At 58.4% G+C, this 13,105-nt stretch carries 14 protein-coding genes, 1 other RNA gene and 1 riboswitch; of the genes, 10 read left to right on the top strand and 5 right to left on the bottom strand.

The features are described 5' to 3' along the window. Positions 1-107 precede the first annotated feature (107 nt). The 3 genes from ABWV33_RS16610 (at position 108) to ABWV33_RS16600 (ending at position 3,025) form a co-directional block, all read left to right on the top strand. The gene (locus ABWV33_RS16610) at positions 108-2,039 is read left to right on the top strand and encodes a bifunctional 2',3'-cyclic-nucleotide 2'-phosphodiesterase/3'-nucleotidase (protein WP_353332315.1); all 1,932 of its coding nucleotides are present in this window, start codon (positions 108-110) and stop codon (positions 2,037-2,039) included. A 66-nt stretch (positions 2,040-2,105) separates the two neighbouring features. Further along, an RNA gene (gene ffs, locus ABWV33_RS16605) (signal recognition particle sRNA small type) lies at positions 2,106-2,204 on the top strand. 106 nt (positions 2,205-2,310) lie between these two features. Beyond that, positions 2,311-2,519, top strand: a riboswitch (cobalamin riboswitch). 86 nt (positions 2,520-2,605) lie between these two features. Then, positions 2,606-3,025 (top strand): hypothetical protein, encoded by a 420-nt coding sequence (locus ABWV33_RS16600; protein ID WP_353332313.1) that lies wholly within the window; start codon positions 2,606-2,608, stop codon positions 3,023-3,025. Positions 3,026-3,047: 22 nt separating this feature from the next. Here the strand turns inward: ABWV33_RS16600 and ABWV33_RS16595 are convergent, their stop codons facing one another. Further along, positions 3,048-3,584, bottom strand: coding sequence for a protein-tyrosine phosphatase family protein (locus tag ABWV33_RS16595; RefSeq protein ID WP_353332360.1), 537 nt, complete (start codon positions 3,582-3,584; stop codon positions 3,048-3,050). 224 nt (positions 3,585-3,808) lie between these two features. Between ABWV33_RS16595 and ABWV33_RS16590 the strand changes: the two genes are divergently transcribed. From ABWV33_RS16590 to recR, 3 genes are all read left to right on the top strand, one after another. Then, on the top strand, positions 3,809-5,605 hold the full coding sequence (locus ABWV33_RS16590; RefSeq protein ID WP_502930918.1) for a DNA polymerase III subunit gamma/tau: 1,797 nt from the start codon (positions 3,809-3,811) through the stop codon (positions 5,603-5,605). Between the two features lie 212 nt (positions 5,606-5,817). Then, positions 5,818-6,162, top strand: coding sequence for a YbaB/EbfC family nucleoid-associated protein (locus ABWV33_RS16585; protein ID WP_113823723.1), 345 nt, complete (start codon positions 5,818-5,820; stop codon positions 6,160-6,162). A 257-nt stretch (positions 6,163-6,419) separates the two neighbouring features. Next, positions 6,420-7,019, top strand: coding sequence for a recombination mediator RecR (gene recR / locus ABWV33_RS16580; RefSeq protein ID WP_113823722.1), 600 nt, complete (start codon positions 6,420-6,422; stop codon positions 7,017-7,019). A 174-nt stretch (positions 7,020-7,193) separates the two neighbouring features. Here the strand turns inward: recR and ABWV33_RS16575 are convergent, their stop codons facing one another. Continuing rightward, positions 7,194-7,964 (bottom strand): DUF1013 domain-containing protein, encoded by a 771-nt coding sequence (locus ABWV33_RS16575; protein WP_113823721.1) that lies wholly within the window; start codon positions 7,962-7,964, stop codon positions 7,194-7,196. A gap of 128 nt (positions 7,965-8,092) precedes the next feature. On the opposite strand from ABWV33_RS16575, the gene ABWV33_RS16570 reads away from it, so the two are divergent. The 3 genes from ABWV33_RS16570 to ABWV33_RS16560 all read left to right on the top strand — a co-directional run bounded on the left by ABWV33_RS16570 (position 8,093) and on the right by ABWV33_RS16560 (position 10,331). After that, entirely contained in the window at positions 8,093-8,722 is a 630-nt protein-coding gene (locus tag ABWV33_RS16570; protein ID WP_113823720.1) for a ribonuclease T2 family protein, read from the top strand. Positions 8,723-8,911: 189 nt separating this feature from the next. Continuing rightward, on the top strand, positions 8,912-9,286 hold the full coding sequence (locus ABWV33_RS16565) for a glycine zipper family protein (RefSeq protein ID WP_113823719.1): 375 nt from the start codon (positions 8,912-8,914) through the stop codon (positions 9,284-9,286). Positions 9,287-9,455: 169 nt separating this feature from the next. After that, complete coding sequence (locus tag ABWV33_RS16560; protein ID WP_353332310.1) at positions 9,456-10,331, top strand: PhzF family phenazine biosynthesis protein; 876 nt, start codon at positions 9,456-9,458, stop codon at positions 10,329-10,331. On the opposite strand, the gene ABWV33_RS16555 is transcribed toward ABWV33_RS16560, so the two are convergent. Beyond that, positions 10,328-10,825, bottom strand: coding sequence for a hypothetical protein (locus ABWV33_RS16555; protein ID WP_121996406.1), 498 nt, complete (start codon positions 10,823-10,825; stop codon positions 10,328-10,330). The genes ABWV33_RS16560 and ABWV33_RS16555 overlap by 4 nt on opposite strands. Before the next feature lie 131 nt (positions 10,826-10,956). On the opposite strand from ABWV33_RS16555, the gene ABWV33_RS16550 reads away from it, so the two are divergent. Beyond that, positions 10,957-11,349, top strand: coding sequence for a hypothetical protein (locus ABWV33_RS16550; protein ID WP_113823716.1), 393 nt, complete (start codon positions 10,957-10,959; stop codon positions 11,347-11,349). A 76-nt stretch (positions 11,350-11,425) separates the two neighbouring features. On the opposite strand, the gene ABWV33_RS16545 is transcribed toward ABWV33_RS16550, so the two are convergent. Further along, positions 11,426-12,457 (bottom strand): permease, encoded by a 1,032-nt coding sequence (locus ABWV33_RS16545; protein ID WP_121996404.1) that lies wholly within the window; start codon positions 12,455-12,457, stop codon positions 11,426-11,428. Further along, positions 12,450-12,758, bottom strand: a complete 309-nt coding sequence (locus ABWV33_RS16540; RefSeq protein WP_113823714.1) for an ArsR/SmtB family transcription factor — start codon at positions 12,756-12,758, stop codon at positions 12,450-12,452. Before ABWV33_RS16540 ends, ABWV33_RS16545 begins: the two co-directional genes overlap by 8 nt. Between the last annotated feature and the right edge of the window lie 347 nt (positions 12,759-13,105).

Genomic DNA, 13,105 nt, shown 5'->3' with positions numbered 1-13,105 from the left:
CGAAACTCTGGAACTGACACAAATTGTATCAATCGTGCCCCTTGCATCCGTCGGTCTTTTTAATCTCACATGCACCCACAACCATAACGGGCATTTGAGATCGGATTATGTTGACTTCACTATCGGACGCCAAGGTATCGCTGGACGATCAAGATCTGGCTCAACCCTGTCCGAAAAATGCGATCGCCCGGCTTCGTGTGTTGGCCACCACCGATCTGCACATGAACATGGCCAGCTTTGATTACTACACCGATCGGGCAGATCCGACTGTGGGTCTAACCCGCACAGCCAGCCTTATCCGGCAGGCCCGCGCCGAAGCAGACCACGCAAACATCACCACTCTGCTGCTGGACAATGGCGATACATTGCAAGGCACCCCGCTTGGCGAATTTGCCCAACCTGACGATGGCCAACCCCATGTGATGGTCCAAGCCCTGGATTTGCTAAAATATGATGCGGTTGGTTTGGGGAACCACGATTTCAACTTTGGATTGCCAGCATTAGACACCGCCCTGGCGCATTTGAACTGTCCGGCCGTCAACTCCAATGTGCATCGCTTGGACAATCAGAAAAGCTGGGTGCCCTACACCATCCTCAAACGCAACGTTACGGCAGATGGGCAGGACTGGCCCCTCAGCATCGGTGTCTTTTCCGTCTTGCCGCCTCAGGCGATGGATTGGGATGCACACCTTCTGCGCGGCAAAGTTGAAATTGATGATATCCTCAGCGCCGCTCAACTGGCAATCTCGACGCTCAAGGCGCAGGGGTGTCATCTGGTCATTGCCTTGGCCCATACCGGGCTGCAAGAAACAACTGCCACGCCAAATCTTGAAAACGCCGCCATCCCTCTGGCCGCGCTCAAGGGGCTTGATGCGATTGTCGCCGGACACACCCACTTGCTGCTGCCCAGCCCGGCCCACGCAGGTCTGGAACACGTCGATGCCAGCACAGGCATGGTTCACGGCAAACCCACAGTCATGCCCGGGTCTGCCGGATCGCATCTGGGGCTAATTGATCTGGCCTTGATTGCCGATGGGCAGGGCGGCTGGGAGATTGACAGCGCAACAACCGAGCTGCGCCCGATATTCGAACGCACGGACACCGGTCAACCTTTCCCTCTTGTGCCAGAAGACGCCGAACTAACGCAGCTGATCACCCCATTTCATACAACCACACGGAAAAACATGCAGCGCCCGGTTGGTGCCAGCACACACCCTTTCCACAGCTACTTTACCTACTTTGCGCCGGACCGGGGCCTCACCCAGGTTGCCGTCGCCCAAGCCGCCGCGCTGCGGGCCTACATCAGCGGCACGTCCTACGCCGACCTGCCACTACTATCCGCTTCTGCACCGTCAAAATTCGGCGGACGCGCAGGTCCCGAGCATTACACCAACGTTCCCGCAGGCCCCATCCTGCTGCGCCATGTTGCGGATTTGCATGTTTTTCCCAATGAACTGCATGGGCTCATCGTGACAGGCGCACAACTGCGCGACTGGCTCGAGATGGCGGCGGGCCTCTTTCACCAGATCCAACCAAAGACCGAAGGGGCGCCTCTCATCAATCCCGACGTTCCCGGACACAATTTTGATGTGATATTTGGCATCGAATACCAAATCGATCCGTCCCATCCCGCCCGCTTTGACCTAAAGGGGGACTTGGTTGATCCATCCTATCATCGGATCCGCAACCTCAGTTACAAAGGCCAACCCGTCAACGACAGCCAAGAGTTTGTCGTTGCGGTGAACAATTACCGCGCCAATGGCGGTGGCCACTTCAAAGCCCTCACAACCGCGCGGCCCGTTCCAGTACCCTCGCGTCTGATTCAACATATTGTCCGCGATTACTTGATGGGGCGCCTGCCACACGACCCAATCGCAGACCTGCCGTTTCCATGGCACTTTACCCCACAGAATCAGACCCGCACGACGGTCCACACCAGCCCCTCAGCCGCACTGTTCCTGGATGAGGTGCAATACATGGCACCCATCGCCCTTGAGCAAGACGACGAAGGGTTTGTGCGCTACTCTCTGATGTTGTGACATCGCAGAAGACCAAGGATGCGGACCAAGGGTTGCCAACCCCAAAACTGACGACTATATCACCCTTGAGAGGTTGGCGCGGGCGAGCGCCTCGCCAACCTGGTCAGATCCGGAAGGAAGCAGCCACAACGAGCCCCGCTTGGGTCGATGTCCAGCCTCTCACCATACCTCCCCCACGCTTTAAATGCCTGTTTTTCAAACGAAAAACATAGCTCGCGGTAGAATGGTTGCACCTCCGCCCCGAATCTCATTGACCAACGCCCCTCCAAGCCGATAGCCGTTACGCGATGGTTTCCGAGTCACCTCAGACGTGGCCGGGATGAAAAGGGAACACGGTGCGGTCCACTCGGGACCAATGCCGCGACTGCCCCCGCAACTGTGAGCGGAGAGCGACGCCGAAAGCCACTGACCGAAAGGTCGGGAAGGTCGGCCAAGCTTTGACCCGCAAGTCAGGAGACCTGCCATCGAAACTGTAACTCGAACTCGGGCGGGGTGTCCGGGCGCGGTCTGGTCGCACATCGCAACCTGTCCCGTCCCCTCCCCCGTCCAGCGCGGAGGGCGCGACCATGACCAAGATATCCCACACTCAGTCCCTGATGGCGACGACCTGCAAACACACTGGCAAAACCTGCCCCGCCCTGTCCCGCATGGCCGAGAAACTGGCCCAAGCCATGGAAGCTGCACGGCCCATGACCGCCGAAGACTTCGAAATAGCGGGCAACAGCGTTCTGAAACATTGCCCGCAACACTGCCCGGCCTACTTTCATGCCAGTCACGATCGCATCCGTATATTTGCCGGCATAGCCGAGGGCGCAAACACTATTGCGTTGGATCAGATGGCCGATGCAATGTTTGACGCGGGTCACAAATCGGGCTTTGCCGCCACACAGCAAAAAGCCCCCTGTGCCATGGTGGAAATCAGGCCACAGATGTACCCAAGCGACCTGTTGAAACCTACACCTGAAAACCTGCTGCATTCGGGCTGACTTAACCCAAACTTCAAAAACCTCACTTGGCGGTGCGCTGTTTTCGCCCCGCCAAGGCCCAAGCCATCTGCGCGTCAGTCTCGACCGCACAAGGTCGTACCCCACGCAATCTTGCCAACGCATCCGGGCCCTTTTCGCCGCATTCTACCATCAACCGCAACGCCACCATGCCCGATCGGCCACATCCGCCACGGCAGTGGATCAATACCCGCCCACCGCCTGCCAACGCTTGCCGGGCCGAGCGACTGACCTCGTTCCATTGCTCATCAATTTCAGACGAGGGCGTCCCGAAGTCATCAACAGGCAAATGCGCCCACCGACTTGCACGCCCTTGAATGTCAGCCCCAAATGTCCGCGCCCCAAATTGAAACATCTCAATTTCGGTGGTCATGGAGATAACCAAGCCCGGACGCCACGACCCGATCAATTCAACATCCGCTGCATATTGACCACTGAGGCCGGGCAAAGGGCTGATCGCCAGCGTGCCGCCGCCAACCTGCAAGGCATAGATCACCAACCCGCTTTGTGCGTCGGTCTGTTCCGTTCCGTTGCCTTGCATTACATCCCCGGTCGTCTCGGCCTGATGGTCCGTCATCCGCACCTACCTTGCCGCAGAGGTGCCTGTAGACAAAGATAAATCGACCAAAACGCCGTCTGCGCGGACAGATAACCGCAACGACTGCAAGAAACAGCGCCCAACTGTGTCCAAGCCACCACATTTGGTGGACGCCGCAGGCCGCGCGCTTTACGCTGTCACTCGAACACGAATCCAGCAGGGCAAAGATGACTGACACCGCACCCGTCCCCTATCAGGTCCTAGCCCGCAAATACCGCCCCGAAACCTTTGCCGATCTGGTTGGTCAGGGCGCCATGGTGCGCACCCTCAAAAACGCGTTCGAAGCCGATCGTATCGCGCAGGCCTTTGTGATGACCGGCATTCGCGGAACCGGTAAAACCACGACGGCGCGGATCATTGCGAAAGGCATGAATTGCATCGGCCCCGATGGCGAAGGCCAACCCACCACAGAACCCTGTGGCCAGTGCGAACATTGCGTGGCCATCATGGAAGGCCGCCATGTCGATGTGATGGAAATGGACGCCGCATCCCGTACCGGTGTGGGCGACATTCGCGAAATCATTGATTCCGTCCGCTATCGCGCCGCCTCGGCACGCTACAAGATCTACATCATCGACGAAGTGCACATGCTGTCGACGTCAGCGTTCAACGCGCTGCTGAAAACGCTGGAAGAGCCGCCCGCTCATGTGAAATTCATCTTTGCGACGACCGAGATCCGCAAAGTGCCGGTGACCGTGCTGTCCCGATGCCAACGCTTTGACCTGCGCCGGATCGAACCCGAAGACATGATCGCGCTGATGCGCAAGATCGCTGCCGCTGAAAGCGCCGAAATCACCGACGATGCACTGGCACTGATCACCCGCGCGGCCGAAGGGTCGGCACGGGATGCGACCTCGCTGCTGGATCAGGCAATTTCCCACGGTGCCGGCGAAACCACTGCCGATCAGGTCCGCGCCATGCTGGGCCTTGCCGATCGCGGCCGCGTGCTGGATCTGATGGACATGATACTGCGCGGCGACGCCGCTGCGGCCCTGACCGAACTCAGCGCACAATATGCCGAAGGGGCCGACCCGCTGGCCGTGCTCAAGGATTTGGCCGAAATCACCCATTGGGTCTCGGTCGTGAAAATCACACCGGACGCCGCCGAAGATCCAACCATTTCACCCGATGAACGGGCGCGCGGCTCCCAAATGGCCGCGGCTCTGCCGATGCGCGTGCTCACCCGCATGTGGCAAATGCTGCTCAAAGCGCTGGAAGAGGTTGCAGCATCCCCCAACGCGATGATGGCCGCCGAAATGGCCGTGATCCGCCTGACGCATGTGTCTGATCTGCCCAGTCCCGAAGAACTGATCCGTAAACTGCAGGATATGCCCCCTCCACCACCAAACCCCGGTGGAGGGATGCCTGTGCACAGCCCAGGTGCGCCTGCGGCGAGCGGGGGAATGCCCGCGCAGAACGCGGGCACGCCTGCGGCGGGCGGCGGCGGGGCCTCGGCATACGCCTCGGCCCCGCGTGGCAGCGGTGGCGGACAAAATGTAGCCTTGGCGCAAGAGGCCAGCGCGGCCTTGGCCCGATATCCAACCTTTGAACACGTGGTCGAGCTGATCCGAACCCACCGGGACGTCAAACTGTTGGTAGAGGTCGAAACCGGCGTACGTCTTGTGGCTTATCAACCCGGTCGAATTGAATTCACCCCATCAGACTTGGCCCCAACCGATCTGGCCCAAAGGCTGGGCGCACGATTGCAAAACTGGACTGGCAATCGCTGGGCCGTCTCTGTGGTGTCAGACGGCGACGCAAAAACCATCGCTGAGATCCGCGACGCTGCCGAAGTGGCTCTGCGTACCGAAGCAGAGGCGCACCCTCTGGTCCAAGCGGTCCTGTCGCAATTCCCAAAAGCCAAGATCACCAAAATCCAGACCCCACAGGAATTGGCCGCCAAGATCGAGACCGAAGCCCTGCCAGAGGTCGAAGACGAATGGGATCCGTTCGAAGACAGCTAACCCAAGTCCCGAGATGGGCTGTCTTCTTTGACCTAACCCTGTTGGCCCGCTTTGCCTGGCCCCAACAGACCGTGATTGCCCACCGTTAGGGCACTCATCCCGCCCACAACTTCAAACACCAGCGCCCCTTAAGCGCACCGCATGTGTGGCCCCTTGTTTCAACCCGCTTTGGCCCGTATCTAAGCGACAACCCTCATTTCAGGAGACACGACATGCTTAAAGGACTCGGCGGCCTTGGCGACATGGCCAAGATGATGAAATCCGCACAAGAACTGCAAACCAAGATGGCTCAGATGCAAGAGGAGCTGAACAACGTCCTCGTCACCGGTGAATCCGGCGCGGGTCTGGTCAAAGCTACCGCCTCAGCCAAGGGCGACCTCAAGGGACTGGACATCGACCCGTCGATCTTCAATGGCGATGATAAGGAAGTGGTCGAAGACCTGATCCTTGCGGCCATCAAAGATGCGCAGGTCAAGGCCGCCCAAAAAGCGCAGGATGAAATGGCCAGCCTCACCGAAAGCATGGGCCTGCCCAAAGACATCAAACTGCCGTTCTAATCACACGCGCAGGCCCGGCCCCGCAAAATAAGCAGCCGGGCCTGCATGCTTTGATGCGCATTCCGCATTGAGGTAGATAAATACGCTCTGCCCCCGCCCGGTCCCATCCTCGCGGCACAGCGGCAAAACGTGGGGATGACACAACAGCCCCCCGGACACACCTCAAAACAAAACCGGAACACACACCCCAACATGGCTTGCGTTTCATGGCCGAACACAGCCAATATCCCACATCCAGCAAAAGGCCACCGCAGCGCATGACGGACCGAAACCTCACTGACATCGACGCTCTGATCGAGCTGATGGCAAAACTGCCCGGGCTTGGTCCCCGCTCAGCCCGGCGTGCGGTCCTGCACCTGATCCGCAAACGGGCGTTGCTCCTCACCCCGCTGGCAGATACCCTGCAAACGGTCGCCGAAACCGCGCGTGAATGCCTGAATTGCGGCAACATCAGCACCTCCGATGTCTGCGACATCTGCACCTCGAACAAACGCGCCACCGGTGAAATCTGTGTTGTCGAAGATGTATCAGACCTCTGGGCCATGGAACGCACCGGCGTGTTCAAAGGGCGCTACCACGTTCTGGGCGGCACCCTGTCGGCGCTTGACGCCATCGGACCGGATGAATTGCGCATTCCCCGCTTGGTGGATCGGGTTGCGGCCGAAAACATAACCGAGGTCATACTCGCCCTCAATGCAACGATCGACGGCCAAACAACGGCCCACTACATCGCTGATCAATTGCACGGCAACATCCGGCTGACATCCCTGGCCCAAGGCGTCCCAATCGGGGGCGAACTCGATTACCTCGACGAAGGGACCATCACCGCTGCGCTGCAGGCCCGCAAAGACATCTGACACCGCGCGCCCAACTCCATTTGCAAGAACACACCGCGATAACACAGCGGCGGGCACGCCAAACCCGCCAATTACGCTGACATCAGACCCGCCGCCCCACCAAACCCTCTGCTCCCAGACACAAAAAAACCCGGCACAAGGCCGGGTCTTAATACACGTTGAAACGATGTCAGATCAGAACCGTGGATCGTCGCTGTCATCTTCTTCGTCATCACCGCCACCTGCTGGCAGGTTAAAGAAGCTATCCGCATCGCGAACGTCTTCTTTGTCGGCTTTCTCATCGTCAGATGTATTGCCCAGGGTAAATGTCTCAAGCCCTTCGATCGCCGATGGGATCTTGGGTTCAGCGTCCATTTCCAGAGACTGCTCAGTGGATACCAGCTTGCGACGCTCGTCATCGCTCATCACGCCGCCTTCGGCTGCGCGCTTGGCGGCTGCCTTCTGAACCGCCTGATCCAACTCAGACTGCTTACACAGGCCCAGCGCAACCGGATCGATGGGCTGGATGTTGGAAATGTTCCAATGGGTCCGCTCACGGATCGCCTGAATGGTTGGCTTGGTGGTGCCCACCAGCTTGCTGACCTGACCGTCGCTCAATTCCGGGTGGAACTTGACCAGCCACAGGATCGAGGCCGGACGGTCCTGACGCTTGGACAGCGGCGTATAACGTGGACCGCGACGCTTTTCTTCGCCCGAAGCTGCCGGATTGAACTTCAACTTCAGCTTATGCATCAGGTTGCCCTGTGCCGCGTCGATCTCATCCTGAGTCAGCTGGTTGTTTGCAATCGGGTCGAACCCTTTCACGCCAGTCGCCACATCACCATCAGCGATGCCCTGAATTTCCAGCTCGTGCATTCCAACGAAATCCGCGATCTGCTTAAAGCTGATCGTGGTATTGTCCACCAGCCACACAGCGGTTGCTTTGGCCATCAACGGTTTTGCCATGCGCTCATCTCCTTAAAACACATCTTCCCCGTCGCCTGAAACCGGCTGCCCTGCGATCAGAGCGAGTTTCCATTGTAGGGGAACTTCAGTTCTATATAGTCGCGCCAAGACAATAAGGGAAGAGGCGAATGCGCTGGTTCATTTTCTGGGTGCTAAGCGCCCTTCCGGCACTGGCCGATGGCGAAAAATCTGGGGAATTTGACTATTACGTGCTGGCCCTCAGCTGGTCGCCCAACTGGTGTGCCACCACTGGGGATGCCCGTGCCTCAGAACAATGCGATGCGCGCGAAGATTACGGCTGGATCCTGCATGGGCTTTGGCCACAATTCCATCGTGGCTGGCCTGCGTACTGCCGCACAGCCGAGGCCCCGCCAACCCGCCGCATGAGCCGGGAAATGACGGACATTCAAGGCAATGCAGGCCTTGCTTGGCACCAATGGAAAAAGCACGGCACCTGCTCGGGCCTGTCTGCCCAGCGCTACTATGACCTTGCGCGCACCGCTTATGACAGCGTCACCCGCCCCGCGGTGTTTCGTAAGCTCGACAAACCTGTGAAACTGCCCGCCTCGTTGATCGAAGACGCCTTTCTCAAGGCCAATCCAACGCTCAGTAAGGATACCCTCACCGTCACCTGCCGCGACGGCTATATCGAAGAGGTCCGTATCTGCCTGTCAAAAACCCTCGATCCGGTCCCCTGTGGGCGCGATACCATTCAGGACTGCCGCCTGAAGAGCGCCATCTTTGATCCGATTCGCTAATCCCCCCAACGACACGCCAATTTCGGGACCGGGCCACGGTGCAGACGGTGGTGCAGACGGTCCCGCCAAAGAGAGCCCACTAAGTCCTCGCATGGTTCCGCTTACGGTGGATCACCCTGCACTTTTCCCCATGCAGACCAGTCCCAATTCAGATAGAGTCTCCAAGTCTTTTTTCCGAAGGAGCACCCCATGCGTGCGTTAAAAGTGTTTTCCGGTCTAGCCCTTGCGTGCAGTGTCGCAGCCTGCGCAAATTCAGGGGCAAATTATCAGCCTGTCATCGATGGCCCGGTTGGGGCCAACTACCAACAAGATCTTGCCGAATGTCAGGCGTTGGCCGCATCTGGTGCAACTGTTGATGGCAAAACCGCCAGCTCTGCTGCAATTGGTGCAGGCGTTGGCGCCGCATCTTCAGTTCTGTGGAATGGCAACAGCAGCGAACTGGGCGAAGCCGCTGCCGTTGGCGCACTGGCTGGGATCACCTCCAGCGCCATTGAAAAGAACGCGCAACGCGAATCCATCGTGAAGAACTGTGTTCGTGGACGTGGCCATAACGTCGTCGGCTAACCCTCGCAGTGAACACACGCTCCTTCGCCTGAAACCGGGCGAAGGAACCACTGGGTGCTAAAGCATCGCCCACATTCCTCTCGCCACGGCATTGGCCCAATCTGTTGTGACCACCCCCCCTGCACGATAGAATCGCAGCAGCTTTGACACATCACATGATAGGCCAGACATGACGCACACGGTGGCACATTTCGATTACATCCATTGCGACGTCTTCGCATCCGATCCCTACAGCGGCAACAGCCTTGCCGTGGTGCCAGACAGCTCTGGTCTGAACGGCGCGCAGATGCAGGTGATCACGCAGGAACTCCGTCATTTCGAATCGATTTTCCTGTGGGAAAAGGACGGATCCCATCACGCCCGTGTCTTTGACCAGAACACCGAACTGCCCTTTGCCGGTCATCCGCTGATCGGGGCCGCTTGCGCGCTGCACCGCCAATCCGGCGATCCTCAGCCGCAGATCTGGCCCTTGGTGTTGCAGGGGGACCGTCGTGTTCTGGTCGAAACAGAACTGCTGGGCGCTGGCTATCTCGGGACATTGGATCAGGGTCGCCCGGATTTCATCGCGCCCCTGCCCGATACAGACAAACCCGCCTTTGCCCGCGCCTTCAATCTACACCCCGATCAGATGTCACCCCTCCCACTCGAGGTAGTCTCAACCGGCCTGCGGTATCTGGTCATTCCCGTGACGGGGGGCCTTGCCGAGGCCTGGATCACGATCCCTGATCTCCAAGAACAGCTCGCAACACACGGCGCCGAATTTGCCTTTCTCTTTGATGTGACCACTTTTGAAGGACGGCATTGGGAAAACGATGGCAGCGCCGAAGACGTCGCCACCGGCAGTGCCGCCGGGGTGATCGGGGCCTATGCCCTGAAACACGGCTTGGTCGCCTCCGGACATCGCTTTGTCCTGAAACAGGGCCAGTTCATGAACCGCCCCAGCCAGCTCCACGTCACCGCCTATGGATCACCCACTGACGTCACCCGCATCACCGTCGCGGGCAAGGTCGCCTTTGTCGGAACCGGATCGTTAATCGCACCCTAGCCCTGTTCTTGCTGACAGGTCCGCGCATATTCCAACGCTTTGGCCGTGCCCTTCAGGTCAATCGCCATCACCTCTTGTCCGGTCTGGCCATAGATCTTCATCACCTTGCGCTGTGCAATCGCATGCACAAACTCCCGATCCTTGAAGAACACAATCGCCCCGGGCACCTTGCCCTGCTTGAACCCGGTCGCATTGGCATCAAAGCTTTCGCCATCCAGCTCAAACCGGATCGCATAGTTTTCGCCCTGCTTGATGTCACCCCAAGCCTTGTTGAACACCACGAAATAGCCCCGGTTCCCGGTCGCATCATAGCCTAAACGCACCAGCGACAGATCCTGATACACCGTCTGGATCAAACACCCGTTGCCCATCGCCGGATCCACCATCAGGTTCCAGCCATGCACGAACCCCTTGTCGATCAGCTCTTGTGCCTGTGCCAGCCCCGCACTCACGCTCAACGCGGCGGCCAAAGCCAATGTGGTCAGTTTCTTCATTCCGAAGCCCTCCAAAAGGCAAAACCCATGTCACCCAACTGTGTACCGCAATCCCCACCAGAACCAAGCCCCAACCCGCTTGCAGCTCATCCAATTGCACCGTAGGGACATGGCACAACCACGAGGTCCCAATGCTTACGATCCTGTCCAAACTCTTTGGCCCCCATCGCGCGGTCACGATCTATGCCTTTCTCCAGACACGCGGCATCGCCATTCTTGGCGCGCTCGTGCTGATCGCCATTGTCTCCGGGATCTACCTGTCCGCCTCGGTCGAGGATCACGAACACGAGGCGTTCCTGACCCTCCCGGTTCTGTCCGCCACCCCAATAAACGGCGATATCAAAACCGGAATCATCATCTCGGTCCGCCTCCCCGAAGGGGGCGCAACCTCGATCACCTCAACCGAAGGACACATCGCACGCACCGTCACCACCCAGGCCTGCGTCGAAAAACGGGTCTATGTGGCGTCTGGCGAAGCGCGCTATCGTCTGAAACTGCCCAACAAATGCACCGCAGGCGAATAACGCCCACACCTCCTACCCCAAATACAAAAACGCCCGACGCTGCCGCCGGGCGTTTTCTTGTTTCAGTTCTCAGCGATCAGACCATCTGGAACACAATGCCAGCGACAATCGCCCCGCTGATCCCCAGCCCCAGATACATCGCAAACACCTGTGGCTTGACCAAGGACCAGACCGCGGCCATCGCCGGGATCGAACTGACTGCACCGCCAACCATAAAGGCCATCGCGGCACCCGCACTCATGCCCTGCTCCATCAAGCCCGCCAACAACGGCGGCGCGACGTAAGAGTTCAGATAGGCAGGCATCCCGACCAAGGCTGCCGTGACAATCGGCAATACACCTTCGCCGCCAACCACTTGGGCAATCAGATCCGCCGGAACATAAGACACCAACAACGCTTCCAGAACATAAGCCAGCGCAAGCCACTTCAGCAGGAACAAACCGTTCTGCACAAACTCGGCCCGGAACCGCACCCGACGCTCGGGCGACTGCCAAAAGGCCCACAGGGGTTTCTCGTCCTGTTTCGGTCCGGCGCCACAGCACCCGGCAGGCTTGTAGACCTTCAACGGCTGGGCAAAGGCCCCGCGTGTCATCAGGGCTTTGATCGCAAAACCGCCAAACAGGCCCAAAGCAACCGCAACAACCGCTTTCCCAATGGCAAAGGGCCATCCCAACGCACCTGCTGTGATCAACAAGGTCGGCGGATCAATCAACGGCGAACTCAGCCAGAATGCCATCACCGCAGACAGCGGCGCACCCAAGGCCAACAAGCCCGCAATGAACGGAATGACTTCGCACGAACAGAACGGCGCCAAACCACCGAACAACGCCGCCAGAAAGATCATGCGTGTCTCGCGCCCAACAAAAGCGCGCGCCACCAACACCTCGGCCCCGGTTGCCTTGAGATAGGCAAGCAACAGCACCGCAAACAGAATGTACTGCCCCGTGTGCGCCAGTGCCTTGATGGCGAAGGTGACGATTGTCTGAAAGTTGTCAGAATCCAAAATCCCGACAGCCAGCAACAGCGCAACAATCACCGCCCATGGGGTTTTGAGTGCGCCAGAAATCGCAGGCCACACCCGCGACGGGTTTTGTGTCAGATCAGCCATCGTTCGCTGCCTTCTTTGGGGCGTCCGCACAGCATTCACTCAGAATGAATTCTGCCAGATCACGCAATTCATCAAAACAAGCCCGGTTGATCGTGCTGCGACCGACCTTTTCCTGCGTCACCACTCCGCCCCCAGCGAGGGATTTCAAATGATGCGCCAATGTGGACGGGGCGATTCCCGTACGAGTCTGGATCTCTCCAACGGTCAATCCTTCCTCGCCAGCGCGGATCAACGTCTTGAGAACCATCAATCTGGCCTCAGACCCCATCGCCGCGAATCCTGCTGCTGATTTTTCCCACATAATGGGCCTCCTAACTAAACTACAAAACTAGTTATATAGATTTGTTAGTCTTGGCAAGCCCAAATGCACTCGGGAAAATTTCCCCCTCGTTAACCGCGATTCGCCGCAACCGAGATCTGGATTTGGTTAATCGTACGAAATCGCGTAGGAATTCCCCAAACCTCTGAAATCAGAGGGAAAATCCTCCAATCTGCCCAGACCATTTCGTACAGAATCACGTAGTAACTCCCCAAAAGAGCCCGTTTTAGACCTCAGTTTCAGCACCCAAAACGCCCCATTTCTGGGGTTAACACAGCGGTCGCCACAATTTTCTAAGTCCAGATTGTGCCCCACTTAAGTCCACTCTA

Source organism: Phaeobacter sp. NW0010-22 (assembly GCF_040365955.1).
Taxonomy (GTDB): domain Bacteria; phylum Pseudomonadota; class Alphaproteobacteria; order Rhodobacterales; family Rhodobacteraceae; genus OMPR01.
The sequence above is the reverse complement of the archived record's forward strand: the minus strand, read 5'-3'. Positions and strand labels throughout refer to the sequence as shown.